At 70.6% G+C, this 23920-nt stretch carries 25 protein-coding genes and 1 pseudogene; 6 read left to right on the top strand and 20 right to left on the bottom strand.

All coding sequences use genetic code 11. The features are described 5' to 3' along the window. Positions 1-179: 179 nt before the first annotated feature. The 6 genes from cbiE to ACIQCZ_RS26745 form a co-directional block, all read right to left on the bottom strand. Positions 180-1418: a precorrin-6y C5,15-methyltransferase (decarboxylating) subunit CbiE gene (cbiE, locus tag ACIQCZ_RS26770; RefSeq protein WP_402285458.1), complete on the bottom strand. Its 1239-nt coding sequence runs from the start codon at positions 1416-1418 to the stop codon at positions 180-182. 106 nt (positions 1419-1524) lie between these two features. Continuing rightward, complete coding sequence (locus tag ACIQCZ_RS26765) at positions 1525-2202, bottom strand: GNAT family N-acetyltransferase (protein WP_402285455.1); 678 nt, start codon at positions 2200-2202, stop codon at positions 1525-1527. A 101-nt stretch (positions 2203-2303) separates the two neighbouring features. Continuing rightward, a complete protein-coding gene (locus ACIQCZ_RS26760; protein ID WP_402285452.1) occupies positions 2304-3167 on the bottom strand; it encodes a MetQ/NlpA family ABC transporter substrate-binding protein in 864 nt (287 codons plus the stop codon). Positions 3168-3236: 69 nt separating this feature from the next. Next, the gene (locus ACIQCZ_RS26755; RefSeq protein WP_402285450.1) at positions 3237-3908 is read right to left on the bottom strand and encodes a methionine ABC transporter permease; all 672 of its coding nucleotides are present in this window, start codon (positions 3906-3908) and stop codon (positions 3237-3239) included. Further along, positions 3905-4966: a methionine ABC transporter ATP-binding protein gene (locus ACIQCZ_RS26750; RefSeq protein ID WP_376562081.1), complete on the bottom strand. Its 1062-nt coding sequence runs from the start codon at positions 4964-4966 to the stop codon at positions 3905-3907. The genes ACIQCZ_RS26755 and ACIQCZ_RS26750 overlap by 4 nt, the downstream gene beginning before the upstream one ends. 395 nt (positions 4967-5361) lie before the next feature. Continuing rightward, a complete protein-coding gene (locus ACIQCZ_RS26745) occupies positions 5362-6009 on the bottom strand; it encodes an HAD family hydrolase (protein WP_402285447.1) in 648 nt (215 codons plus the stop codon). A 154-nt stretch (positions 6010-6163) separates the two neighbouring features. Between ACIQCZ_RS26745 and ACIQCZ_RS26740 the strand changes: the two genes are divergently transcribed. After that, positions 6164-6523, top strand: a complete 360-nt coding sequence (locus ACIQCZ_RS26740; RefSeq protein WP_361444125.1) for a hypothetical protein — start codon at positions 6164-6166, stop codon at positions 6521-6523. A gap of 2 nt (positions 6524-6525) precedes the next feature. Next, positions 6526-6963: a hypothetical protein gene (locus ACIQCZ_RS26735; protein WP_376218125.1), complete on the top strand. Its 438-nt coding sequence runs from the start codon at positions 6526-6528 to the stop codon at positions 6961-6963. An 85-nt stretch (positions 6964-7048) separates the two neighbouring features. On the opposite strand, the gene ACIQCZ_RS26730 is transcribed toward ACIQCZ_RS26735, so the two are convergent. The 3 genes from ACIQCZ_RS26730 to ACIQCZ_RS26720 form a co-directional block, all read right to left on the bottom strand. Further along, positions 7049-7552 (bottom strand): GNAT family N-acetyltransferase, encoded by a 504-nt coding sequence (locus ACIQCZ_RS26730; RefSeq protein ID WP_402285443.1) that lies wholly within the window; start codon positions 7550-7552, stop codon positions 7049-7051. A 36-nt stretch (positions 7553-7588) separates the two neighbouring features. After that, positions 7589-8152: a sigma-70 family RNA polymerase sigma factor gene (locus ACIQCZ_RS26725; protein ID WP_376280439.1), complete on the bottom strand. Its 564-nt coding sequence runs from the start codon at positions 8150-8152 to the stop codon at positions 7589-7591. A gap of 94 nt (positions 8153-8246) precedes the next feature. Continuing rightward, positions 8247-9437: a glycerophosphodiester phosphodiesterase gene (locus ACIQCZ_RS26720; RefSeq protein ID WP_402285440.1), complete on the bottom strand. Its 1191-nt coding sequence runs from the start codon at positions 9435-9437 to the stop codon at positions 8247-8249. A 233-nt stretch (positions 9438-9670) separates the two neighbouring features. On the opposite strand from ACIQCZ_RS26720, the gene ACIQCZ_RS26715 reads away from it, so the two are divergent. Beyond that, on the top strand, positions 9671-10342 hold the full coding sequence (locus ACIQCZ_RS26715) for a lysophospholipid acyltransferase family protein (protein WP_402285438.1): 672 nt from the start codon (positions 9671-9673) through the stop codon (positions 10340-10342). 92 nt (positions 10343-10434) lie between these two features. Here the strand turns inward: ACIQCZ_RS26715 and ACIQCZ_RS26710 are convergent, their stop codons facing one another. After that, positions 10435-11979: an MFS transporter gene (locus tag ACIQCZ_RS26710; RefSeq protein WP_402285435.1), complete on the bottom strand. Its 1545-nt coding sequence runs from the start codon at positions 11977-11979 to the stop codon at positions 10435-10437. Next, entirely contained in the window at positions 11976-12527 is a 552-nt protein-coding gene (locus ACIQCZ_RS26705) for a TetR/AcrR family transcriptional regulator (protein ID WP_402285432.1), read from the bottom strand. The genes ACIQCZ_RS26710 and ACIQCZ_RS26705 overlap by 4 nt, the downstream gene beginning before the upstream one ends. 84 nt (positions 12528-12611) lie before the next feature. Here ACIQCZ_RS26705 and ACIQCZ_RS26700 point away from each other — a divergent pair, with 84 nt between their 5' ends. Further along, positions 12612-13145: a hypothetical protein gene (locus ACIQCZ_RS26700; protein WP_402285430.1), complete on the top strand. Its 534-nt coding sequence runs from the start codon at positions 12612-12614 to the stop codon at positions 13143-13145. 18 nt (positions 13146-13163) lie between these two features. Here the strand turns inward: ACIQCZ_RS26700 and ACIQCZ_RS26695 are convergent, their stop codons facing one another. From ACIQCZ_RS26695 to ACIQCZ_RS26680, 4 genes and pseudogenes are all read right to left on the bottom strand, one after another. Next, positions 13164-14063: a sigma-70 family RNA polymerase sigma factor gene (locus ACIQCZ_RS26695; protein WP_402285428.1), complete on the bottom strand. Its 900-nt coding sequence runs from the start codon at positions 14061-14063 to the stop codon at positions 13164-13166. A gap of 125 nt (positions 14064-14188) precedes the next feature. Continuing rightward, a complete protein-coding gene (locus ACIQCZ_RS26690; RefSeq protein ID WP_402285427.1) occupies positions 14189-15199 on the bottom strand; it encodes an aldo/keto reductase in 1011 nt (336 codons plus the stop codon). Between the two features lie 113 nt (positions 15200-15312). After that, the gene (gene argH / locus ACIQCZ_RS26685; protein ID WP_402285425.1) at positions 15313-16746 is read right to left on the bottom strand and encodes an argininosuccinate lyase; all 1434 of its coding nucleotides are present in this window, start codon (positions 16744-16746) and stop codon (positions 15313-15315) included. 88 nt (positions 16747-16834) lie between these two features. Continuing rightward, positions 16835-17275, bottom strand: a pseudogene (locus ACIQCZ_RS26680) (argininosuccinate synthase); the annotation flags it as partial. Positions 17276-17554: 279 nt separating this feature from the next. Between ACIQCZ_RS26680 and ACIQCZ_RS26675 the strand changes: the two are divergent. Both ACIQCZ_RS26675 and ACIQCZ_RS26670 read left to right on the top strand, forming a co-directional pair. Continuing rightward, on the top strand, positions 17555-18154 hold the full coding sequence (locus tag ACIQCZ_RS26675) for a pyridoxamine 5'-phosphate oxidase family protein (RefSeq protein WP_402285423.1): 600 nt from the start codon (positions 17555-17557) through the stop codon (positions 18152-18154). A 217-nt stretch (positions 18155-18371) separates the two neighbouring features. Continuing rightward, positions 18372-19073, top strand: coding sequence for a L,D-transpeptidase (locus ACIQCZ_RS26670; protein ID WP_402285421.1), 702 nt, complete (start codon positions 18372-18374; stop codon positions 19071-19073). Positions 19074-19096: 23 nt separating this feature from the next. Here the strand turns inward: ACIQCZ_RS26670 and ACIQCZ_RS26665 are convergent, their stop codons facing one another. The 5 genes from ACIQCZ_RS26665 to argC are packed head-to-tail and all read right to left on the bottom strand — an operon-like array spanning position 19097 to position 23915. Further along, positions 19097-19633 (bottom strand): arginine repressor, encoded by a 537-nt coding sequence (locus tag ACIQCZ_RS26665; protein ID WP_093541137.1) that lies wholly within the window; start codon positions 19631-19633, stop codon positions 19097-19099. Positions 19634-19643: 10 nt separating this feature from the next. Next, positions 19644-20840, bottom strand: a complete 1197-nt coding sequence (locus tag ACIQCZ_RS26660) for an acetylornithine transaminase (RefSeq protein WP_402285419.1) — start codon at positions 20838-20840, stop codon at positions 19644-19646. Next, positions 20837-21739 (bottom strand): acetylglutamate kinase, encoded by a 903-nt coding sequence (gene argB / locus ACIQCZ_RS26655; RefSeq protein WP_376222092.1) that lies wholly within the window; start codon positions 21737-21739, stop codon positions 20837-20839. Before argB ends, ACIQCZ_RS26660 begins: the two co-directional genes overlap by 4 nt. Continuing rightward, the gene (argJ, locus tag ACIQCZ_RS26650; RefSeq protein WP_402285416.1) at positions 21736-22890 is read right to left on the bottom strand and encodes a bifunctional glutamate N-acetyltransferase/amino-acid acetyltransferase ArgJ; all 1155 of its coding nucleotides are present in this window, start codon (positions 22888-22890) and stop codon (positions 21736-21738) included. The genes argB and argJ overlap by 4 nt, the downstream gene beginning before the upstream one ends. Then, positions 22887-23915 carry an N-acetyl-gamma-glutamyl-phosphate reductase gene (gene argC, locus ACIQCZ_RS26645; protein ID WP_402285413.1) on the bottom strand — a complete coding sequence of 343 codons (1029 nt, stop codon included), beginning with the start codon at positions 23913-23915 and terminating at the stop codon, positions 22887-22889. Before argC ends, argJ begins: the two co-directional genes overlap by 4 nt. Positions 23916-23920: the final 5 nt, after the last annotated feature.

The following is a 23920-nucleotide window of genomic DNA, read 5'->3' as shown; positions in this document are numbered from 1 at the left end:
GGCAGCTCATTTCGCCACGGCCCGTTGTGGACTGCGCCACGTCGCGCGTCCCCCGGATCTGCCGTACCACAACGGGGGCCAAAACGGTCCCCTTTTCCGGACATTGACGAACGAAGCGACGAACGTCCAGCCGCGGTGCAACGATCGGCCAGCCTACCTCGCGCTGTACTCCGACCGGGTCACGGGGCGAGGTCGGAACGGACCGCGGAGAGCAGGAAGACGACCGAGCGTTCACGCTCCGACCATGCGGCCGTGTCGAGTTCGACGGACTGGAGGAGCGAGCACCGGACGGTGTATCCGTTCCCGGAAAGTGCCGCGCCGAGGGCCTCCGCCTCGTCGCGCGTCGACGCATGGGTCACGATGCGCTCCGGCCGGCGTTCGGTGACGGCGGTGACGACGGGGACTCCCCCGCCCCCGATCCGCACGACGTCCGGCTCCGGCAGCCGCTCCAGCACATGCGGTGCCCGGCCCTCGACGACCTGGAGCTGGACCCCGAAGGAGCGGGCCGCCGCCGCGGTGCGGGCGCACGCCGCCGGATCGCTGTCGACCGCCAGGACCGCCGCCCCGAAGCGGGCGGCCTCCACTGCCAGGGCCCCGCTGCCGGAGCCGATGTCCCACACGAGGTCGCCGACACGGGGGCCGAGGCGCGCCAGTTGGGCGGCGCGCAGCCCCGGGGACTCGCCCTCGCCGCTCTCGTCCCCGGCGTCCGTGGCGCCGCCCGGGTAGGCCTGGGAGGGCAGTGCCCAGCCACGTACGCCACGGGGGTAGGCGGGATGGCGGCCGGCGATCCAGGCGCCGGTGGCCTGTGGTTCGGGGCCACCGCCGATGACGACGACCACGTTCGGGTCGCGCCAGACGTGGTCGGCGGCCTTGTCGGAGGTGACGACGCTGACCTGCTCGCGTGCGGTGCCGAGTTCCTCGCAGATGACGAAGGTGCGGTGGACGCCTTCGAGGAGCAGGGCCAGTTCGGCCGGGCCCGCGCCGGGCGAGGTGAGGACGGCGACCTTGTGGTGGGCGCGGCAGACGTTGACGGCGCGACGCAGGGTGCGGGGGTGGGCGACGACGACCTGGGCGTCCTCCCACGGCATTCCGGCGCGGGCGAAGGCGGTGGCGACGGAGGACACGGCGGGCACCACCTCGACTTCGAGGCCGTGCTCGGGTGCGCGGAGGTTGCGTACGACGCCGAAGAAGCCGGGGTCTCCGTCGGCGAGGACCACGGCGCTGCCGCGGTGTCCGGCGATCCGTCGGGCGGCGAGGTCGATGGAGCCCAGGCGGATCCGTTCGGCGTGCGCGGGGATCTCGGGGAGCGCGAGGTGGTGGGCGGCTCCGGCGACGAGCGTGGCGGCCGAGAGGGCGGCCGTGGCCGCTCCGGTCAGTGGCGAGCCGTCCCAGCCGATCACGGTGACCCGATCGGCCATCTGTCGTCAGTCTCCTGGAGTTGTCGCAGGTGGGGCTGCCCGTGAGGGGCGGGCAGGGTGAGAGTACCCGGTCCGTACCCGTACGGCGCCGGGACCCCTCGGGGGGTCAGTTCCAGTCGTTGTAGGCGCCGTAGCCGCCCGCGTCGGCGAGCTGCTCGGCGACCCCTTCCAGGTCTTCGGGGAGCAGGCCCCAGACGATCAGGTCGGTCCTGATGTCGGTCCAGCCCCCGTCCTCCGTCCGGGTGCGCGCTATACGGGCGTTGCGCAGGACTCCCTCGCTGATGCAGCCGACCTTCTGGGCGACCTGCTGGGAGGCGGTGTTGTCGGCGGCGGTGCGCAGCTCGATGCGTTCGAAGCCCTGGTCGCGGAAGAGCCACTGGGCCAGCGCGAGGACCGACTCGGTGGCGTATCCCTCTCCGCGTGCCCAGGGGGCGGTGATGTACGTGGCCTCGGTGGCCAGGGTGCGCCAGTCGGTGTTGCGCAGCCGGACCGAGCCGACGAGCCGCTGGGTGAGGAACTCGGTGACGGCGAACACGATGCCGTCACCGGTGGTGCGCTGGGCGGGAGCGATCCTGCGGACCCAGCGTTCGGCGTCGACCTGGGTGTAGGGGTGGGGGGCATCGGTCCAGGCGGTGACCAGTTCGTCGTTCATCATCTCGATGTACGCGGGCACGTCCGCCATGTCGAAGGGGCGCAGCACCAACCGATCCGTGCTGATGGAGATGTCCGGAAAGGTGGAAGTCATGCGCAGCTCCATGCCGAAGACCGTGTAAAGGCACAGCATGCAACATGGGACCCGTGTCGTGCATGGGCGGGTCCGTACGGCGGAGCCCCGCGCCCCCTGGTGGGGTGCGCGGGGCTCTGCGGACAAGTGCCGTGCGGGTGTCAGGACTTGGCGGTACCGAAGGCCGGGATGACGGAGCCCTGGTAGGTGTCCTCGATGAACTTCTTGACCTCGTCGGAGTGGAGGAGCTTCACGAGCTTCTCGACCCGGGCGTCCTTCTCGTTGCCCTGCTTCACGGCGATGATGTTGGCGTACGGGTTGCCGTCGGCCTTCTCCAGCGCCAGGGCGTCCTTGGAGGGCTTGAGCTTGGCCTCGATGGCGTAGTTGCCGTTGATGACGGCGGCGTCCACGTCGTTCAGGGCGCGGGGCACGGTCGCGGCCTCCAGCTCCTTGAACTGCAGGCCCTTCTTGTCGGTGATGTCGCTGAGCTTGGCGTCGGTGCCGACACCGGCCTTGAGGGTGATCAGCCCCTTCTCGGCGAGCAGCTGGAGGGCGCGGCCCTCGTTGGTGGTGTCGTTGGGCACCGCGATGGTCTGGCCGGGCTTGATGTCGCCGACGGCCTTGAGCTTCTTGGAGTAGAGGCCGAGGGGCTCCAGGTGGACCGTGCCGACGGAGACGAGGTGGGTGTTGTTCTTCTTGTTGAAGTCGTCGAGGTAGGGCTGGTGCTGGAAGAAGTTGGCGTCGACCTGGCCGGTCTCGGTGGCCGTGTTCGGCAGGACGTAGTCCGTGAACTCCTTGATCTCCAGCTTGAGGCCCGCCTTCGCGGCCAGGTTCTTCTTGACGAAGTTCAGGATGTCGGCGTGCGGCGTCGGGGAAGCCGCGACGACGAGCGCCTTGGAGGTGTCGGCCTTGGCGCCGGTGTCGCTCTTGGAGGCCGGGTCGGACGAGGTGCCGCAGGCGGTGAGGCCGAAGGCCAGGGCGGCGGTGGCGGCGGCAGCTGCGGTGATCTTGATGTTCTTACGCACGAAAAGTGCCTCTTTCGGTGATGGTGGTGCGCCCGGACAAGGAGTGCGGGCTCTGGCGGAGCGAAGGTCTCAGGTGGTGGTGCGGCCCCGACGGGCCAGCAGCCGTACGGCTGCGTCGCCGATCAGCTGGATCACGGTCACGATGACGATCAGCAGCACGACGGTGACGAGCATGAACCGGTTGTCGAAGCGCTGGTATCCGTAGGTGACGGCCTTGGAGCCGAGCCCTTCACCGCCGACCGCACCGGCCATCGCGGAGTAGCCGATGAGCACGATGACGGTCGTGGTGACGCCGGAGACGAGCGAGGGCAGCGCCTGCGGCAGCAGTACCTTGCGGACGATCGTCGGGATGGATCCGCCCATCGACTGGACGGCCTCGACGAGTCCGTGGTCCACCTCGCGAACGGCGGTCTCGACGAGCCGCGCGAAGAACGGGACGGCGCCGACGGCCAGCGGCACGATCATCGCCGTGGGACCGATGAAGGTGCCGACGACCCAGGTGGTGAAGGGGATCAGGGCGATCAGCAGGATGATGAACGGCAGCGAGCGGCCGATGTTCACGATCACGCCGATGACCTTGTTCACCGGGGCGTTCCGGAGCAGTCCGCCCTTGTCGGTGAGGACCAGCAGAACACCGAGCGGCAGCCCCACGAGGACGGTGACGACGGCGGACCAGAGCACCATGTAGAGGGTGTCGATGGTCCCCTGGGTGAGCAGCGGCTGCATTTCGGACCAGGTCACTTCGCCACCTCCTCGGTGAGCGGGACGGGGGTCTGTACGGGGATGCCGGCGGCGTCGTGCTCCACGACCTCGGCCTGCAGGCCCTGCTCGCGCAGGAAGCCGATGGGGACGACGTTCTCCTCGAAACGGCCGGGCAGTTCGATGCGCATCCGGCCGATCTGCTTGCCGCCGACGGTGTCCATCGCGGCGCCCAGGATCGAGATGTCGATGTTGTACGTGCGGGAGAGCTGCGAGATCACCGGCTGGGTGGCGGCCTCGCCGTGGAAGGTGACGTCGACGACCGTGCGGTCGGGGCCGGAGGGCGTACCGCCGACGGGGAACAGCTCGTGGGCCAGTTCGGAGCCCGGGGTGGCGAGCAGTTCGCCGACGGTGCCCGACTCGATGACGCGTCCCTTCCGCATCAGCGCGGCGGAGTCGCAGATCGTCTTGACGACGTCCATCTCGTGCGTGATGAGCAGGACGGTCAGGCCGAGCTGCTGGTTGAGGTCGCGCAGCAGCTGGAGGATGGAGCGGGTGGTCTCGGGGTCGAGGGCGGAGGTCGCCTCGTCGGAGAGCAGCACTTTGGGATCTCCGGCCAGGGCGCGGGCGATGCCGACGCGCTGCTTCTGACCGCCGGAGAGCTGACCCGGGTAGGACTTGGCCTTGTCGGCGAGTCCGACCAGGTCGAGGAGTTCGAGCGCCTTGCGGGCCCGGTCCCGGCCGGAGACGCCGAGGATCTCCAGCGGAAGTTCGATGTTGTGCTGGACGCTGCGGGAGTCCAGCAGGTTGAAGTGCTGGAAGACCATGCCGATGCGGCTGCGCGCCTCGCGCAGCTCCTTGCCGGCCCGGCGGCCCCGCCCGGCGAGGGCGGTGAGGTCCTGGCCGGCCACGGTCACGGTGCCCGAGGTGGGGCGTTCCAGGAGGTTGACGCAGCGGATGAGGGAGGATTTTCCGGCGCCGCTCTGTCCGATGACGCCGTACACCTCGCCCTCGCGGACGTGCAGGTCGACGCCGTCGAGGGCGGTGACCTCACGGCCGTGCGACTGGTAGACCTTCGTGAGGCCCGTAGTGGTGATCACAGGGTTTCCGTCACTGTCGAGTGCGCGGCGCGGTGTCCGCCGGGCACGGGGCATTCGGCCGATGAGACCGCTCTGGGCGTTTCGATCGGACGTTCCGAGCGGGATCCCGGCACGGCTGGACGCGGCATGTGGCCGGGGCAGCGGCGCTCGGACAGGCTCGTTCCGCTGGGTGCGGACGGCTCGGGCTCGGTCTCGCTTCGGGGCGCGAGGAGCGGGGCGGGGGCCCTCAGAAGGTGCGCATTCGACACATACAACGAGCACCGGGCGTCGTGATCGCCTCGGTCGCAAGGGTGCGGCTGCTCGTCGTGGTCATGCCCCAAGTAAAACAGACGTAACGTTCCGCCCGATCCGTCTGTCCGAATAGCGGACAGCCGTGGATGGTGCTGCGAGCCGGCTCAGCCGATCGTCCCGATTTCCACTCCCTGGGCTGTGACCTGCACCGATATGGCGGAGAGATCATCGACGACCACATCCGCGACCAGTTCGGAGCGGTCGTGCGTTGTGGCCAAGGCCACGGTCGTCATGCCCGCCGCCCTTCCGGCCCGCAGTCCGGCCGGGGCGTCCTCGAAGACCACGCAACGGGCCGGATCGACGCCGAGGCGCTCGGCGGCCAGCAGATAGGGCTCGGGATCCGGCTTGCCCCGGGTGACGTCCTCGGCGGCGATCATCAGGGGGAAGTCGACGCCCACTTCGCGCAGCCGTGCCCGGCCGAGCGACCGGGTGGCGGAGGTGACGACGGCCCAGCGGTGCGCCGGCAGCGCACCGAGCAGTTCCTTGGTACCGGGCAGGATCACGACTCCGCCGGGGGCGTCCTCGACCTCCAGCTGTTCGATACGCGCCAGGGCCTCCTCGACCCGGTCCGCCGGGAGCAGTTCGGCGACGATCTCGCCGGCCGTCCGGCCGTGCAGTTCGAGACCCTCGAAGTCCTCCGCCGTGATCCCGTACTCCTGGGCCCATCGGGTCCAGCAGCGGTACACCGACTCGATCGACGAGAGCAGCGTTCCGTCGTTGTCGAACAGCAGGGCCTGGGCGTGGATCTTCATGTGCATCGACACTACTGGTGCGGCCGGAAGGGTCTGCCGGGCCGGTGCCTCCTTCCGGTCATCACACCGGAGCCTCGCCCGCGCTCCGTGTCCCGGGTCCCCCGGGGGCGGGGGCGCACGCAGAGGGCGCTTTGGTCCGTAATACCCTCGCCTCATGCTTGACGCCCTGACGGTCGCGGTCGCCGTGACCGCGCTCGCCCTCGCCGCGTGGTGCGGATTCGCCGCGTACCGGGACCAGCCGACCAAGGACTGGCACTTCATCGCCATGGCCGTGGTGTCGTTGCTGGCGCTGGCCCAGCTGGTGGTGGGCATCGTGCGGCTGTCCGGGGGCGCGAGGCCCGACCAGGGCATGACGATCTTCATCGCGTATCTGATCGGGGCCTTCCTCGCCGTGCCGGCGGCCGGTTTCCTGTCGCTCACCGAGCGGACCCGGTGGGGTTCGGTGACGGTGGCGGCGGGCGCGGTCGTGCTGGCCGTCCTCGAAGTACGGCTCTACGACATCTGGGGAAACTGACCGTGACCGACACCGATCGCGCCCCCGCGGCGGCCACCGGCGAGAAGCGGCCCTTCGACCTCGGGACCGGCCCCGGCCGGGTACTGGTCTGGTTCTACGGGGTGTTCACCGTCGCCGCGGCCTCGCGCTCGATCGTCCAGATGATCCTGGACTTCGGCAGGGCTCCGCTCGCCTATGTGCTGTCGGCCGTCGCCGCTCTCGTGTACGGATTCATCACGTACTCGCTGGTGCGCGGCGGTGAGAAGGCGCGCAGGTCGGCGCTGGTGTGCTGCGCCGCCGAACTCCTGGGCGTGCTGGTCGTGGGGACCTGGACGATGGTGGAGCCGTCGGCGTTCGCGGACGCCACCGTCTGGTCCGACTTCGGCATGGGCTATCTGTTCATCCCGGTGATCCTGCCGATCACCGGGATGATGTGGCTGCGCAGCGCGAAGAAGGCGTGACTCCCGCCCGACGGGCCTTCGGTGAGATCGACCGTCGGCCGGGGCCGGTCCGCGGTCGCGCCCCCGTTCGCCGGGCGGGCCCGTTTCACGCGCTGGTCACGTAGTCGGGCGCCGTCGCTTCCTTCTCCAGCAGGATCATCCGGACGCCGTCCCGACCGGTCTCGTTGCCCACCTGGGCATAACCCGCCCGCCGGTAGAGCCGCAGATTGCTCTCGCTGCGATGCCCGGTCTGCAGCCGGAAGCGGGTGGCCGACCGCTCGTCGGCGAGCCCCGACTCGGCCGACCGCAGCAGCCGGGCACCGAGACCGTGCCCCTGGAGCCTTGGATGGACGCAGAGCCTGCCGATCTGCCCCGTGCCGTCCTGATCGGTGGAGCCACGGACCGAGCCGACCACTTCGTCGCCCAGTCGCGCCACGAACACCAGTTGTGTGGCGATCTCGGCGCGCAGCGAATCGAGGCTCTGGACCAGCGGGTCGATGCGGTAGTTCCCGTACAGCTCGGCCTCGCTCTGGAAGCAGAGGTACTGAAGTTTCAAGACCTCTTCGGCGTCCTGTTCCGTCGCCGCCGAGATGATCACGCTCATGCCCATCTGCGCATGCCTCCACCCACCTGATCCACCGGTTGTCTAACGCTCCTTTCCCCGTGGTTCAGGAGCGACAACCTCCGCCGCGAGCATTCTGCGCAGACATCCAAGGCATCGGGAACGGATCGGGCCCAAGCTGCCCTGTGACATACCCAACTTCCCTGCGATTTCCCGGTACGTGGGATCACCGGGGGCGAGCATCGCCGACAGCAGCCTGGCGCACCGTCCGGGCAGCCGGTCCACCGCGGCACGCAGCGCCCGGCGTTCGTCGGCTCCGACGGCGATCCGCTCGGGGCAGCCGGCCGGATCCGCTGACGTCTCGTCACGGTAGGGGCGTTCGTGCCGGGCGGTACGGCGGGCCCGGCGGGCCTCCGCCCGTACGGCGTTCCGTACCCAGCGTGCCGTGTCCACCGGCGGCCCGCCCCGGGCGAGCCGCTCCAGCAGCCGCAGCCAGACGGCCTGTTCGAGATCGGCGGGTTCGATCGCCGCGCCCGTCGCCGAGGCGGCCGCCTCGGCCGTGGCCTCGGCGCTCACCAGCGGATAGAGGGTACGGACGATGGTCGCGGAGGCGGCGGTGTCCGCGGGGGCGAGATCGAGGAGCGTCATGCCCGGGCCGACGCGCCCGCGCCGACGGCCGGTTGCCGTCCGGGGCGGCCACCACCCGACCGGGGCACGCCCCGGCTGGGTGCTGACGCCGGTCTCACCGGGCGGCGAAGTCCGCCGCGGCGAGAAGGGCGGTGTCCGGGTTGTCGGAGAAGATCCCGTCAATGCCGGTCGCGAAGTACGTCCGGAACGCACCGAAGGCGTCACCCCACGCGGTGGGGTCCGTGCCGCGCCGGAAGTCGGCGGGCAGGAAGGTGTTCTCGTTGCGCATGGTGTACGGGTGAAGCACCAGGCCCTGCGCGTGCGCGTCCCTCACCAGGGTGGTCGGCGAGGTGAGCCGCCCCGAGGCGTCCTTGGGAATGATCAGGTCCAGGGTGGGCCCGATCCCCTGGGCGAAGGACGCCATCCACTTCAGGCCCTCGGGCTTCACCAGGTCGGCGACGGTGCGCGGATCGCCGGACGTCACGAAGTCCCAGGGGCGCTCGCCCGCGCCGGAGAGCAGCACGACGCGCGGGGTGGCGACGAGTCCGGCCAGCCGCTGGATGCTGCCGGGCTCGAAGGACTGAAGGATGAGCGGCGACTGCTTGCGGTGGCGGTTGTAGCGGCGCAGCAGCTCGGCGAGGGGCTCTTCGAGCCCGAGGCCGAGTCCCCGGAAGTAGGTGGGGTGCTTGGTCTCGACGTACAGCCAGACCGGCTTCCCGCGCCTGCGGCCCTCACGGTCTGCCCAGCGCAGCACCTCCTCGAAGGTGGGGACCTCCCAGCGGCCGTCGTAGAGCGTGTTCTTCTGACGGGTGCCGGGGATGCGCTCCGTGGCCCGCAGCGTCTTCAGTTCGGCGAGGGTGAAGTCCTCGGTGAACCAGCCGGTGAGGGAGACGCCGTCGACCTTCTTCGTGGTCCTGCGGCCGGCGAACTCGGGGTGGGCGGAGACATCGGTGGTGGCTGTGATGTCGTTCTCGTGACGGCAGACGAGATGGCCGTCCTTGGTGGGCACCAGGTCCTGCTCGACGATGTGCGCGCCCATGTCGAGGGCCAGCTGGTAGGAGCCGAGGGTGTGCTCGGGCCGGTACCCGCTGGTGCCGCGGTGTCCGATGACGGTGGGCACCGGCAGGTCGAGGCGGAAGCCGTGTGCGCCGCCGTGTCCGTCCGACCGTTCGGAGGGGTTCCGGACGGTGCCGTCCGCGGCGTCGGCCGGGCCGCCGGCCAGTCCGAGGGCGGCGGAGCCCAGTACCGCGGCCCCCGCCCCCAGCAGGGTTCTGCGGCCGGGGCCTGCCTGCGCGCGCTCAGTCATGAATGCTCCTCACGTGTGATGTCTCGCACCTGTCGGGCGAGGCCCGAGCGTAGGGAGTCGTACCGTCGTAGGAGCAGCTCCTGGACGAACTTGGCGGAAACAGACGTCAACACCGCGTATCCGATCGATGAACCCGATGTGCGAACGGCGAGAACCCGCGAGTATCGTCCTCACCTGCATGGACCGTCATGATCCCGCGCCCGGCCGGCCCGGCCACTACACCGGAGGAACCGTTGTCCCGACACGCACTCATCAAGGCAGTGCTCGGACCGATCTTGCGCCTGATGTTCCGCCCCCAGGTGGAGGGTGTGGAGAACATCCCCGGCGACGGTCCGGTGATCCTCGCGGGCAACCATCTGACGTTCATCGACTCGATGATCATGCCCATCTGCTGCGACCGGCCGGTCTACTACATCGGCAAGGACGAGTACGTGACGGGCAAGGGGATCAAGGGCCGGGCGATGGCCTGGTTCTTCACGGGCTGCGGCATGATCCCGGTGGACCGGGACGGCGGTCGCGGCGGTGTCGCGGCGCTGATGACGGGCCGTCGGGTGCTGGAGGAGGGCAAGGCGTTCGCCATCTATCCGGAGGGCACCCGCTCCCCCGACGGCCGGCTCTACCGGGGCCGCACGGGGATCGCCCGGCTGACGCTGATGACGGGTGCGCCGGTGGTGCCGTTCGCGATGATCGGCACGGACAAGCTGCAGCCCGGTGGTGCCGGTCTGCCCCGTCCCGGCAAGGTGACGGTGCGTTTCGGCGAGCCGATGGAGTTCTCCCGCTACGAGGGCATGGACCGCGACCGCTATGTGCTGCGGGCGGTGACCGACTCCGTGATGGCCGAGGTGATGCGGCTGTCGGGTCAGGAGTACGTCGACATGTATGCGACGAAGGCCAAGGCCGCGTGAGCTGACGCGCGAGCAGGGCATGTGGACGGGCCCGTACCACCGATCGGTGGTACGGGCCCGTCCGCATGCCTCGGTGGCCGTACGGTCCGGGGTTACTGGTGGACGATGCCGTCCTCCAGCTTCTGACCGCGCAACAGGAACCAGGCCGCGACGGCCGTTGCCAGCAGGACCGCCGCACCGGCCCCGGCGGCGAGTCGCAACCCCTCGACGAACGACTCCTGCGCCGCGGAGATCAGCGCGCCCGCCTGCTGCGCCGGAAGGCCGTGGGCCGCTTCGACGGCGCCGCCCAGCGATTCATGGGCCGCCGAGGCGTTGGCGGAGGGGACGCCCTGCGGAGTGGCGAAGTCCTGGTAGACGCCGGTGACGATGGAGCCGAGCAGGGCGATACCGAGGGCCGCGCCGAGTTCGTACGCCGTCTCGGAGACCGCGCCCGCGGAACCCGCCTGCTCCTTCGGAACGCTGGAGAGGATCACGTCGGAGGTGACGGTGAAGGCGAAGCCCGCGCCGACTCCGACGATCAGCAGCACCACGCCGATCAGCGGATAGGCGGTCTCCCGGTGGAACAGGGTGACCGCGGCGAGCGCCAGGCCGATCGCCCCGAGCCCGCCGGAGACCACCGACCGCACCGAGTAGCGGCGGGCCGCCACGCCCGCGATCAGACCCGCGGTGACCGCGCCGACGGCCGCGGGCAGTTCGGCGAGCCCGGCCTCCAGCGGTCCTCGTCCCTGTACCAGTTGCAGGAACTGGGAGAGGAAGAAGACCAGCCCGGACAGGCCGAGGATGGTCAGCAGATCGGCGAGAACCGCGCCCGAGAAGCCCCGGTGGTGGAAGAGCCGCATGTCCAGCAGGGGTGCGGGAAGCGTGAGCTGTCTGCGTACGAACCAGCAGAGCGCGGCCAGGCCGCCGAGGCCCACGACGGCGACCCCCCAGCTCGTACCGTGTGCGGCCAGCTCCTTGACCGCGTACACGACACCGATCATGCCGATGAAGGAGAGCGCCACACTGACCAGGTCCCAGGGGCCCGGTGCCGGATTCTTCGACTCGGGGATCATCTTGACGCCGACGACCACCAGCACGGCCATGACCGGCAGGTTGATCAGGAAGACCGAGCCCCACCAGAAGTGCTCCAGGAGGAAGCCGCCGACGACGGGGCCGACGGCCGCGCCCGCGGAGGCCATGGCTCCCCAGATACCGATGGCGAGGCTGCGCTCGCGAGGGTCCTGGAAGAGATTGCGGATCAGGGCGAGCGTGGACGGCATCAGGGTGGCGCCCGCGACACCGAGCAGCGCCCGCGCCAGGATCATCATCTCGGGGCTGCTCGCGTACGCGTTGAGCACGGAGACCGCACCGAAGGCCATGGCACCGGTCAGCAGCAGTTTCTTGCGGCCGATGCGGTCGCCGAGGCTGCCCATGGAGACCAGGAGCCCGGCGATCACGAAGGAGTAGACGTCGCCGATCCAGAGCAGCTGCGTGCCGGACGGCTTGAGGTCCTCGGTGAGGAAGGGGGTGGCGAGACCGAGGACCGTGGCATCCACGGCCACGAGCAGCACCGCGAGGACGAGCACGGCCAGCGCGATCCACCGCCCCGGACGACGCAGCTCATGGGTGGTTTCCGCGTGCTGTTCGAGACGGCTCATTGCTCTACGCTCCGGCGTGCGCCGCCGAGCAGCAACTCGACGATCATGTACTGGAAGTCCTGTCCGGCCACCCGGCCCGCCTGGACGGCCCAGGCTCCGGTGGAGACGAGCCCGTAGAGGGCCTCGGTCAGCCACGCGGGGGTGAGGTCGATGCGGAGCTCGCCGCGCTCCTGGCCCCGCCGGAAGAAGGCGGAGACCCGGGCATCGAGGCGGTCCCAGCCCTCGTTCACCTCGTCGCCCTCGAAGAGCTGGTTCTCGGTGACGAGGAAGGAGAAGAGTCCGGCGCTCGGCTCGATGGCCGCGACCAGACGGCGCAGGGCCTCCTCGCAGCTGCCCTCGTCGAGCGCGGCGGCGTCCAGAGCCGCTTCGAACTCCCGGATGCCCAGGTCCTCCAACGCCTTGACCAGGGCATCCCGACCGGCGAAGTGCCGGTGCAGGGTGGCGCGCCCGATGCCTGCGGCTCTGGCGACCTCGTCCATGGTGGCGGTCGATTTGCGGGTCAGCAGGGCGGCGGCGCTGCGCAGCACCTGCTCACGGTCGAGACTCATGAGACAACCATAAACCATATGAGACACGAATGTCTCACCAAAAAGGCATCGCCTCCCGTGGAAGGGAGGGAGGACCATGTCGTCATGAAGCCGCTGCTGCTGATCGACATCGACGGCCCGCTCAATCCGTACGCGGCATTCATGCTCCGCCGGATCCCGGACGGTTATGCGCGGCATCTGATGCGGCCGACGGGATGGGACTACGGACCGCCGCTGCCCGTCCTGCTCAACCCGGACCACGGGCGGGCGCTGCTGGCCCTCGCCGACCGTTTCGAACTGGTCTGGGCGACGACCTGGATGGACGAGGCCAACGAGTGGATCGGGCCGCGTCTCGGCCTGCCCCCGCTGCCGTACATCGACTGGCCGTCGATGCACGGCAGCGCGCCGGACGGCACGTACTGGAAGACGCAGTACGTCGTGGAGTACGCGGCCGGCCGGCCGTTCGCCTGGGTCGACGACGAGATCGCCGAGCAGGACCGGCAGTGGGTCTCGGGGCAGGGCGAGGGCGCGGCCGAGTCGCTGCTGCTGTGGATCGATCCGCGGATCGGACTGCTGCCGGCCGATTTCGAGGCGCTCGCCGCGTGGGCGGACGGCCGCCGGGGCGGCGACGGGCGCTGAGCCCGCCCCGCCCCGGGGTCAGTCGTCGAGGACGACGAGATCGAGGCCGGGAAGGTGGGCCGGGTCGCTGATGGCGGACATCTCGACGACCTTCCCCCGCGCGACCGTGAAGACCATGACCGAGAACCGCCGGTCCTCCCGCGTCGAGATGACGGCCGGTGCTCCGTCGACCAGGGCCGACTGCGACGACCGGGCGAACGGCGCGAACACCATCGCCTGACGGGCCACTGCCTGGGCGCCCCGCACCAGGGCCGGCACACCGAAGTCACCGGCGCCGATGTCGGAACGCAGCACCACGTCCGGGTCGAGGACAGCGACGAGGGCCTCGAAGTCGCCACCGCGGGCGGCGGCCAGGAAGGCGTCGACGACCTCGCGCCTGCGGGCGAGATCGGGATCCGGATCCGGGTCCGCTCCCCGCACCCTGCGGCGGGCCCGGCTGGCGAGTTGCCGCGCCGCGGCCGGGGTGCGGTCCACGATGCGGGCGATCTCGTCGAAGGGAACGGCGAACATGTCGTGCAGGACGAAGGCGAGCCGCTCGGCGGGGTCCAGGGTTTCGAGCACCACCAGCAGCGCGAGACCGACCGAATCGGCCATCAGCGCCTGCTGCTCGGGGTCGGCCTCCGGGCCGGCGCCGAGGGCCGGGCCCGGGACGTGGGTCTCGGGCACCCCCGTGTCGAGGGGCTCCTCACGCCGGGAGCGGCGCGAGCGGAGCATGTCCAGACACACCCGCCCGACGACCGTCGTCAGCCAGCCGCCCAGGTTCTCGATCGCCCGGTCGTCGGAACGGCTGAGCCGGAGCCATGCCTCCTGGACGGCGTCCTCCGCCTCGCTCGTCGAGCCGAGCATCCGGTAGGCCACGGCCTTCAGCTTCGTGCGGTTCTCCTCGAAGCGCCGGGCCAGGATCTCGTGTCCGTCCACAGTCACATTCCTCCGTAGTGTGCCGTCCCTGCGATGACGAACGGGACCGCATCGATGTGACAGGGGTTCCGCGCCTCTCGCCGCCGTCGGCGCGGCGCACCGGCCGCGGGTCCCGGCGGGCCCGCTCAGCTCCAGGGCAGCGCGGCGCGGTGCCGCCAGTACGCCTCCGGCTCCTCCACCAGCGCGTCGAGCCGGCCGCACCGCTCCTCGTCGAGGTCGACGCCGGGCGCCTGCAGGTTGCCTGTAAGCTGCTCGACGGTCGCCGCACCGGAGAGCACCACACCGGCCCACGGCCGGCGCAGTACGAAGGCCAGCGCGACCGCGTCGCTGCCGACGCCGGCCTCGGCGGCGGTCTCCCGGACCATGGCCGGGGCATCCGTTCCGGCGAGCCGGCCGTTGGCCATGGCTTCCTTCACGATCACGGTGAGCCCGGCGTCATGGGCCTCGGCGAGCGCGGTTCCGGCCGAGGTCTCCAGGGCGTTGTAGGTGGCCTGCACGGTACGGAAGAGCGGCTCCCCGTCGACCGTGACGGTGAGGGCGGCCCGGATGGTGTCGGCCTGGGCGGGTCCGCTGGTGGACAGGCCCACGCCGACCCCCTCCGCGGCGAGTCCGGCGAGCCGCGCGTGCAGTTCCTTGTCGGTGAGGGCCGGGCTGTCGGTGGTGACCGAGTGGATCTGGTAGAGGTCGAGGCGGTCGCCGAGCAGCGCGTCGGTCTCGTCGCGCTGACGCAGAAACGTGGCGAGGCCGTGGTCCTTGACCTCGTGCGCCTCGGCCTCGACGCTCCAGCCGGCGGTGTAGGTGTAGCCCCACTTGCTGCCGATGACGACGTCGTCCACCTCCGGACGCGCCGTCAGCCAGTCGGCCAGGAATTCCTCCGAACGGCCGTAGGAACGGGCCACGTCGAAGTAGCGGACCCCCTGCGCGTAGGCGGCGTCCAACAGCTCGTGGGTGCGCTCGCGCAGCGCTTCGACACTGCGGTCCGTGGGCAGATCGCGGTCACGGTGGAGGTTGATGTATCCGGGCCTGCCGACCGCCGCCAGGCCGAGCCCGATGCGGGCGGCCGGAGTCTTCGCTGCGGCCGATGGGGCCTCCCCTCGTCGAGCGAGGCCGAGAGCTCGGGGAAGGGCGAAAGACATCGTGGGCTCCTCGTGGGTCGGGGGCGCTGCCCCGCCAACGTAACCCGGCTCGGGGAAACCGGAAGGCGGGGAGCCCACCGCCGCTCCCCGCCCGGATCCCGTCCTCGCCGCCGTCAGTTCTTCGCGGTCGCCCACGCCTGCTGGACGGCGAGGTCGGCCTTCACCTCGGCGAGCTGGACGGCGACGGCCGACGGGGCCGTCCCGCCGCGGCCGCTGCGGGACGCGAGCGCACCGGCCACGTTGAGCACCGAGCGGACCTCGGGAGTGAGGTGCTCGGAGATCTTCGCGAACTGCTCGTCGGTCAGCTCGTCGAGCTCGATGCCCTGCTGCTCGCACTCCTTGACGCACGCGCCCGCGACCTCGTGCGCGACACGGAACGGGACGCCCTGCTTGACCAGCCACTCGGCGACGTCGGTGGCGAGCGAGAAGCCGGCCGGGGCCAGCTCCTCCATGCGCTCACGGTTGACGGTGAGCGTGGCCATCATTCCGGTGAAGGCGGGCAGCAGGACTTCGAGCTGGTCGCAGGAGTCGAAGACCGGCTCCTTGTCCTCCTGGAGGTCGCGGTTGTACGCGAGCGGGAGAGCCTTGAGCGTGGCCATCAGGCCTGTCAGATTGCCGATCAGCCGGCCGGACTTGCCGCGGGCCAGTTCGGCGATGTCCGGGTTCTTCTTCTGCGGCATGATCGAGGAACCGGTCGAGAAGGCGTCGTGCAGGGTGACGAAGGAGAACTCCTTCGTGTTCCAGATGATGACCTCCTCCGCGATCCGGGAGAGGTTCACCCCGATCATCGCGGTGATGAAGGCGAACTCGGCGACGAAGTCACGGGAGGCGGTGCCGTCGATCGAGTTGCCGACGGAGCCGCGCTCGAAGCCGAGATCGGCAGCGACCGCCTGCGGGTCCAGCCCGAGGGACGATCCGGCCAGCGCACCGGAGCCGTACGGGGAGACGGCGGTCCGCTCGTCCCACTGGCGCAGCCGCTCGGCGTCCCGGGAGAGGGACTGCGCATGGGCCAGGACGTGGTGGGCGAAGAGCACCGGCTGGGCGTGCTGCAGATGTGTACGGCCGGGCATCGCGACGTCCGGATGCGTCTCGGCGAGGCCGACCAGGGCGCCCTGGAGCTCGGCGATCAGGCCGCCGATGAGGCGGGCGTGGTCGCGCAGGTACATCCGGAAGAGGGTGGCGATCTGGTCGTTGCGGGACCGGCCGGCCCGCAGCTTGCCGCCGAGGTCCGGACCGAGACGCTCCAGCAGGCCGCGCTCCAGCGCGGTGTGCACGTCCTCGTCGGCGACGGTGCCGGTGAACGAGCCGTCGGCGACATCGGCTTCGAGCTGGTCGAGACCGGCGGTCATCCGGTTCAGCTCGTCCTCGGTGAGCAGGCCCGCCTTGTGCAGGACGCGCGCGTGGGCGCGGGAGCCGGCGATGTCGTACGGCGCGAGCCGCCAGTCGAAGTGGACGGAGGCGGAAAGCCTGGCCAGCGCCTCGGCCGGACCGTCGGCGAAGCGGGCGCCCCAGAGGCGTACGTCGCTGTTGCCGTTGCCGTTGCTCACTGCGTGCTCCTCGGAAGAACAAGGGGGTGGATGTGCGACCGCCTCCCCGCCCGGAGGGCCGGAGAGGCGGTGACGTAACGGATGGAGGTCAGGGCAGGTCACGCCTCGCGGCGATCCTCGACGAGAGGCCGAAGATCTCGATGAAGCCCTGCGCCTTGGACTGGTCGGACGTGTCGCCCGAGTCGTGGGTGGCGAGGTCGAAGTCGTGGAGCGACTGCCCGGACCCGCGGCCGGTGGCGACGGCGCGCCCCGCGTGCAGGGTCATGCGGATGTCACCGGTGACGTGCTGACCGGCGTCGTCGACGAAACCGTCCAGGGCACGCTTGAGCGGCGAGAACCACAGGCCGTCGTGGACCGGTTCGCCCCAGCGCTGCTCGACCTGCCTCTTGCGGCGGGCCGGCTCGCGCTCGACGGTGACGTTCTCCAGCTCCTGGTGGGCGGTGATCGGCGCGACCGCGCCCGGGGCCTCGTACACCTCGCACGACTTGATGCCGACGAGCCGGTCCTCGGCCAGGTCGATCCGGCCGATGGCGACGGAGGTGTCCAAGCCGCCCGAGCAGGCGAGTACGGCACGCTCAGCCACGGGTTCCTCCTCACGGCGCGATCACTGATAGGCATAAATATGCAGTGCTCCGCATGTTTTGTCAAAGGGTGGGTGGTCGGCACCCGGCGTGCACCGGCCGAAGCGGTGGGGGCCGCCGCGAGCGGTACGGCTTCTCGGCGGCCACCGCGGGCGACAGGCCCCGTCGGCGTTCCATCAGCCGAAACGGACCGGTGGCCAACGGAGTTGGCGGCGATAATGACCGCCATGGGAAAAACGTACGAGCGTATCGACGGGCGGATCAGGACCTTCATCGAAGAACAGCACATCTTCTTCACGGCTACCGCACCCCTGGACGCAGAGGGCACGGTCAACCTCTCCCCCAAGGGAATCAGCGGCTCCTTCGCCGTGATCGACGACCTGACCGTGGCCTATCTGGACTTCGCGGGCAGCAATGCCGAGACCGTCGCCCACCTCCGCGAGAACGGCCGCATCACGCTGATGTGGTGCGCCTTCCAGGGGCCGCCCAACATCGTGCGGGTGCACGGCCGCGGCGAGCCCGTCTTCCGTGACGATCCCCGCTTCGGCCCGCTGCTCACCCACTTCCCCGGGGTGGACCCCGGCCGGCACGGGCTGCGCGCCGTCATCGTGGTCCGGGCCGAGCTGATCCGGGACACCTGCGGATTCGCCGTGCCCTTCATGTCCTACGACGAGGACCGGCCACTGCACGCCCAGCGCTTCGCCCGCGAGGACGACGCGTCGCTCAGTGCCTACTTCGAGAAGAAGGAGCACGTCGCAACGAGTATCGACGGGCTGCCCGGTCTGCCGCTCCCGCTGCCGGTCATGCCGCGCGGGAAAGGGGATTGAGCCGTACGGCGCAGGTCCGCGGGTGACGTTGCGCCGGAAGGTCTAGTGCCGTGACCGGCAATGTTTGCCCCGTAAGGAGTGTCGTCCAGTGCGTGCGATCGCAAGGCGGCCGGAAGTCCTTGTAGCGGAGCTACCAGGACTTTTGGCCAACGCCGCGAGCGTGCATGCTGGACGGCGCGACGGGGCAAAGCTTGCCGGAAGGTCTAGCGTCCGGTGCATGCGCAGACTCCTGGTGGTGGGTTCGGTACTTCTCGCGCTCGCGGGCTCGGTCGCGGCCCGGCCCGCAGCGGCACCGACACTTCCGTCACGGCTCGCCGACACCGGCGGCGGCACCCAGCTGATCACGGCACAGGCCGCGGCCGCGGGCTCCACCACGGGCACCGTCACCTGGTGGAATCTGCGCCGGGGAACCTGGGTCAAGGGCGGCTCGGCACCAGCTCGGTTCGGCGCGAAGGGCCTCGCCGAGGGGGCATCGCGCAAGCAGGGCACCGACACCACGCCCACCGGCCTGTACGACCTGCCGTACGCCTTCGGGGTCGGGGCCGCACCGCCCGGCACCGTCCACCCGTACCGCCGGGTCACCAACCGGTCCTGGTGGTGCGAGGACAACGCGGCACGGTCCTACAACCGCTGGGTGGAGCCGCGTCCCGCCGATTGCCGGGCGGCCGAGGCGGAGCATCTGATCGCCTATCCGACGCAGTACGCCCGCGCGCTCGTCATCGGCTTCAACTACGAACGCCCGGTGCGCGGGCGCGGCGCCGGGATCTTCCTCCACGTCAACGGGCGTGGTGCGACCGCCGGTTGCATTTCCGTACCGGCGGCCGCGATGGACCGGATCCTCGACTGGGTGGACCCTGTCCGCCGTCCGCACATCGCGATCGGGACCCGGTCGGGCCCGACCGCGATCACCCGCTACTGACGGCGCCGAACGGCCCGGCCGGCTCAGCGCTCGTTCTGCGCCAGTCGCAGCAGATGGTCGGCGAGCGCCTGTCCGCCCGCCGGGTCACGGCTGATCAGCATCAGTGTGTCGTCGCCCGCGATGGTGCCGAGGATGTCGTGCAGTTCGGCCTGGTCGATGGCCGAGGCGAGGAACTGGGCCGCGCCCGGAGGCGTACGCAGCACCACGAGGTTGGCCGAGGCCTCCGCCGAGATGAGCAGTTCGGCGGAGAGGCGCCGCATGCGCTCCTCCTTCGCGGATCCGCCCAGCGGTGCCTGCGGGGTACGGAAACCGCCCTCGCTCGGCACCGCGTAGATCAGCTCGCCGCCGGTGTTGCGGATCTTCACCGCGCCCAGCTCGTCCAGGTCGCGGGAGAGCGTCGCCTGTGTGACGCTCAGCCCGTCGTCGGCCAGGAGCTTGGCCAGCTGGCTCTGCGAGCGCACCGGCTGCCGGTTCAGGATGTCCACGATCCGGCGGTGGCGTGCGGTGCGGGTCTGCGGCACGGACGGCCCGCCGTGCTCGGTTTCCTGCGCCTCGGTCATCGTCGTCGCCTCATTCTCCGGATCGTCCGTCCCCTTTTGCCGCGTCGAGGGCGCCGGGCAGTGCCTGGAGGAACGCGTCCGCCTCGGTGTCACCGATGATCAGCGGCGGCATGAGCCGCAGGACATCGGGGGCGGGCGTGTTCACCAGGATTCCGGCTCCCTGAGCCGCCTGTTGCACCTGAGGCGCGAGGGGCTCGGTGAGCACGATACCCAGCAGCAGCCCGGAGCCTCTGACGTGGGAGACCAGAGGGTGCCCCAGCCCCTCCACTCCGTCCCGGATCTTCTCACCGATCCGCTTCACCCGGTCCAGGGCGCCATCGGCCGCCAGGGTGTCCAGGACGGCGAGTCCTGCGGCGCAGGCGATCGGGTTGCCGCCGAAGGTCGTGCCGTGCTGGCCCGGCTTCAGCAGCTCGGCCGCCGGGCCGAACGCGACGGTCGCGCCGAGCGGCAGCCCGCCGCCGAGCCCCTTGGCGAGGGTGACGATGTCGGGCTCCACGCCCTGGTGGGCCTGGTGCTCGAACCAGTGGCCGCAGCGGCCGATGCCGGTCTGCACCTCGTCGAGGACGAGCAGGGTGCCGGTGGCCCGGGTGATCTCCCGGGCGGCCTCCAGGTACCCCGCGGGTGGCACGACCACGCCGTTCTCGCCCTGGATGGGCTCGATGATCACCAGCGCGGTGTCGGTGGTCACGGCCGCCCGCAGCGCTTCCGCGTCGCCGTACGGGACATGCGTGACGTCGCCGGGCAGCGGAAGGAACGGCTCGCGCTTCTTGGGCTGGCCGGTCAGGGCGAGCGCGCCCATGGTCCGGCCGTGGAAGCCGCCGTCGGTGGCGACCATGTGGGTCCGTCCGGTCAGCCGGCCGATCTTGAAGGCGGCCTCGTTGGCCTCGGCGCCCGAGTTGGCGAAGTAGACCCGGCCCTCGCGGCCGAAGAGCTGGAGCAGCCGTTCGGCGAGGGCGACGGGCGGCGGCGCGATGTAGAGGTTGGAGACATGGCCGAGGGAGGCGATCTGGGTGGAGACGGCCTCGACGACGGCGGGGTGCGCATGGCCCAGCGCGTTCACCGCGATACCGCCGACGAAGTCGAGGTACTCGGTGCCGTCGGCGTCCCACACACGGGCCCCCTCGCCGCGGACGAGGGACAGCTGAGGGGTGCCGTAGTTGTCCATCAGCGCGTGGCTCCAGCGCTGCGAGAGCTCCTGGTTGCTCATGACTCCCCCTGTGCGTCGGGCACGACCATCGTGCCGATTCCTTCGTCGGTGAAGATCTCCAGCAGGATCGAGTGCTGGACCCGGCCGTCGATGACCCGCGCGGTCTCGACGCCGTTGCGCACGGCGTGCAGGCAGCCCTGCATCTTCGGCACCATGCCGCTGGACAGCTCCGGAAGGAGCTTCTCCAGCTCGTCGGCGGTGAGGCGGCTGATCACGTCGTCGCTGTTGGGCCAGTCCTCGTAGAGGCCCTCCACGTCGGTGAGGACCATCAGCGTCTCGGCGCCGAGCGCGGCGGCGAGCGCCGCGGCCGCGGTGTCGGCGTTGACGTTGTAGACGTGGTTGTCGTCGGCGGAGCGTGCGATGGAGGAGACGACCGGGATCCGGCCGTCGTCCAGCAGGGCCTGGATCGCTCCGGTGTCGATGGCGGTGATCTCGCCCACCCGGCCGATGTCCACGAGTTCGCCGTCGATGGTCGGCCGGTGCCGGGTGGCGGTGATCGTGTGGGCGTCCTCGCCGGTCAGGCCGACGGCGAGCGGGCCGTGCTGGTTGAGCAGGCCGACGAGCTCGCGCTGGACCTGTCCGGCCAGCACCATCCGTACGACGTCCATCGCCTCGGGCGTGGTGACGCGCAGACCGGCCTTGAACTCGCTCACCAGACCCTGCTTGTCGAGCTGGGCACTGATCTGCGGGCCGCCTCCGTGCACGACGACCGGCTTGAGTCCGGCCTGTCGCAGGAAGACGACGTCCTGGGCGAAGGCTGCCTTCAGCTCCTCGTCGATCATGGCGTTGCCGCCGAACTTGATGACCACGGTCTTGCCGTTGTGCCGGGTCAGCCAGGGCAGCGCCTCGATGAGGATCTGCGCCTTCGGGAGTGCGGTGTGCTTCCGCGCCGCGGTCATGAGCTGTACGCGCTGTTCTCGTGGACGTAGTCCGCGGTGAGGTCGTTGGCCCAGATGACGGCCGACTCGGTGCCCGCGGCGAGGTCGGCGGTGATCTTGACTTCCCGGTAGCGCATGTCGACCAGGTCGCGGTCCTCGCCGACGCCGCCGTTCTTGCAGACCCACACGCCGTTGATGGCGACGTTCAGCTGGTCCGGTTCGAAGGCGGCCTTCGTCGTACCGATCGCGGACAGGACCCGGCCCCAGTTGGGGTCCTCGCCGTGGATGGCGCACTTGAGCAGGTTGTTGCGGGCGATGGACCGGCCCACCTCGACGGCGTCGTCCTCGGTGGCGGCGTTGATCACCTCGATCCGGATGTCCTTGGAGGCGCCCTCGGCGTCACCGATGAGCTGCCGCGCGAGGTCGGCGCAGACGGTCCGTACGGCCTCGGCGAACGTGTCCTGCTCCGGGGTGATCCCGCTCGCTCCGGAGGCCAGCAGCAGCACGGTGTCGTTGGTCGACATGCAGCCGTCGGAGTCGACCCGGTCGAAGGTGGTGCGGGTGGCGGCGCGCAGCGCGGCATCCAGCGCGGGGGCGTCCACGTCGGCGTCGGTGGTGAGGACGACGAGCATGGTGGCGAGGCCCGGGGCGAGCATGCCCGCGCCCTTGGCCATACCGCCGACGGTCCAGCCCTCGCCGCCCGCGACCGCGGTCTTGTGGACGGTGTCGGTGGTCTTGATCGCGATGGCGGCCTTCTCGCCGCCGTACTCGCTCAGCGCGGCGGCGGCGGTCTCGATGCCGGGCAGCAGCTTGTCCATCGGGAGCAGGGTTCCGATCAGCCCGGTCGAGGCGACCGCGATCTCGCCCGCGCTGTGACCGGTGAGGACCTCGGCGGCCTTCTCGGCGGTGGCGTGGGTGTCCTGGAAGCCCTGGGGGCCCGTACAGGCGTTGGCGCCACCGGAGTTGAGGACGACGGCGCTGACCTCGCCGCCCTTGAGGACCTGCTCCGACCAGAGGACGGGGGCGGCCTTGACGCGGTTGGAGGTGAAGACGCCCGCAGCCGCGCGACGCGGACCGTTGTTGACCACGAGGGCGAGGTCCGGGTTACCGCTCTCCTTGATTCCCGCGGCGATGCCCGCCGCCGAGAACCCCTGTGCTGCCGTGACACTCACGGTGCGACTCCGATCGTGGAAAGACCTGTGTCCTCGGGAAGTCCGAGGGCGATGTTCATGCTCTGCAGGGCGCCGCCGGCGGTGCCCTTGGCGAGGTTGTCGATGGCGCTGACGACGACGATCCGGCCCGCCGCCTCGTCGTACGCGACCTGGATCTGCACGGCGTTGGAACCGACGACGGCGGCGGTGGCGGGCCACTGCCCCTCGGGGAGCAGGTCGACGAACGGCTCGTCGGCGAACGCCTTCTCGTACGCGTCGCGGACGGACTCGGCGCTCACGCCCGGCTTCGCCTTCGCGCTGCACGTGGCGAGGATGCCGCGGGGCATCGGCGCCAGGGTCGGAGTGAAGGAGACCGTGACCGGTTCACCGGCGGCGGCGCTGAGGTTCTGGATCATCTCGGGGGTGTGCCGGTGGGCTCCGCCGACGCCGTACGGGGTCATGTTGCCCATCACCTCGGAACCGAGCAGATGCGGCTTGGCCGCCTTGCCCGCGCCCGAGGTGCCCGAAGCGGCGACGATCACGGCCTCGGGCTCGGCCAGCTGGGCCGCGTAGGCCGGGAAGAGCGCGAGCGAGACGGCGGTCGGATAGCAGCCGGGCACCGCGATGCGCCTGGCCCCGGCCAGCGCCGCGCGCCCGCCCGGCAGCTCGGGCAGGCCGTAGGGCCAGGTCCCGGCGTGCGGCGAACCGTAGAACTTCTCCCAGTCCGCGGCGTCCTTGAGCCGGAAGTCGGCCCCCATGTCGACGACGAGCACCTGGTCGCCGAGCTGCTCGGCGACGGCGGCGGACTGCCCGTGCGGCAGGGCGAGGAAGACGACGTCGTGCCCGGCGAGGACCTCGGGCGTGGTCGGCTCGAGCACCCGGCCGGCGAGCGGTCGCAGGTGCGGCTGCAGCGCACCGAGCTTCTGTCCCGCGTTGGAGTTGGCGGTGAGGGCCCCGATCTCGACCTCGGGGTGGACCAGCAGGAGACGGAGCAGCTCCCCACCGGCGTATCCGCTCGCCCCTGCCACCGCTGCACGTACCACCATCGAAA

It is taken from the genome of Streptomyces sp. NPDC093149, from assembly GCF_044754145.1.
Lineage (GTDB): Bacteria > Actinomycetota > Actinomycetes > Streptomycetales > Streptomycetaceae > Streptomyces.
The sequence above is the reverse complement of the archived record's forward strand: the minus strand, read 5'-3'. Positions and strand labels throughout refer to the sequence as shown.

Bases quoted from the DNA above. Each gene is read 5' to 3' on its own strand.
- ACIQCZ_RS26710 (WP_402285435.1), bottom strand. From the start codon at position 11,979: ATGAGCCGTCTCGAACAGCACGCGGAAACCACCCATGAGCTGCGTCGT.
- argC (WP_402285413.1), bottom strand. From the start codon at position 23,915: ATGGTGGTACGTGCAGCGGTGGCAGGGGCGAGCGGATACGCCGGTGGG.
- ACIQCZ_RS26690 (WP_402285427.1), bottom strand. From the start codon at position 15,199: ATGTCTTTCGCCCTTCCCCGAGCTCTCGGCCTCGCTCGACGAGGGGAG.
- argB (WP_376222092.1), bottom strand. From the start codon at position 21,739: ATGACCGCGGCGCGGAAGCACACCGCACTCCCGAAGGCGCAGATCCTC.
- cbiE (WP_402285458.1), bottom strand. From the start codon at position 1,418: ATGGCCGATCGGGTCACCGTGATCGGCTGGGACGGCTCGCCACTGACC.
- ACIQCZ_RS26705 (WP_402285432.1), bottom strand. From the start codon at position 12,527: ATGAGTCTCGACCGTGAGCAGGTGCTGCGCAGCGCCGCCGCCCTGCTG.
- ACIQCZ_RS26745 (WP_402285447.1), bottom strand. From the start codon at position 6,009: ATGAAGATCCACGCCCAGGCCCTGCTGTTCGACAACGACGGAACGCTG.
- ACIQCZ_RS26765 (WP_402285455.1), bottom strand. From the start codon at position 2,202: ATGCTGTGCCTTTACACGGTCTTCGGCATGGAGCTGCGCATGACTTCC.
- ACIQCZ_RS26730 (WP_402285443.1), bottom strand. From the start codon at position 7,552: ATGGGCATGAGCGTGATCATCTCGGCGGCGACGGAACAGGACGCCGAA.
- ACIQCZ_RS26660 (WP_402285419.1), bottom strand. From the start codon at position 20,840: ATGAGCAACCAGGAGCTCTCGCAGCGCTGGAGCCACGCGCTGATGGAC.
- ACIQCZ_RS26725 (WP_376280439.1), bottom strand. From the start codon at position 8,152: ATGACGCTCCTCGATCTCGCCCCCGCGGACACCGCCGCCTCCGCGACC.
- ACIQCZ_RS26665 (WP_093541137.1), bottom strand. From the start codon at position 19,633: ATGACCGAGGCGCAGGAAACCGAGCACGGCGGGCCGTCCGTGCCGCAG.
- ACIQCZ_RS26740 (WP_361444125.1), top strand. From the start codon at position 6,164: ATGCTTGACGCCCTGACGGTCGCGGTCGCCGTGACCGCGCTCGCCCTC.
- ACIQCZ_RS26675 (WP_402285423.1), top strand. From the start codon at position 17,555: ATGGGAAAAACGTACGAGCGTATCGACGGGCGGATCAGGACCTTCATC.
- ACIQCZ_RS26700 (WP_402285430.1), top strand. From the start codon at position 12,612: ATGAAGCCGCTGCTGCTGATCGACATCGACGGCCCGCTCAATCCGTAC.
- ACIQCZ_RS26720 (WP_402285440.1), bottom strand. From the start codon at position 9,437: ATGACTGAGCGCGCGCAGGCAGGCCCCGGCCGCAGAACCCTGCTGGGG.
- ACIQCZ_RS26670 (WP_402285421.1), top strand. From the start codon at position 18,372: ATGCGCAGACTCCTGGTGGTGGGTTCGGTACTTCTCGCGCTCGCGGGC.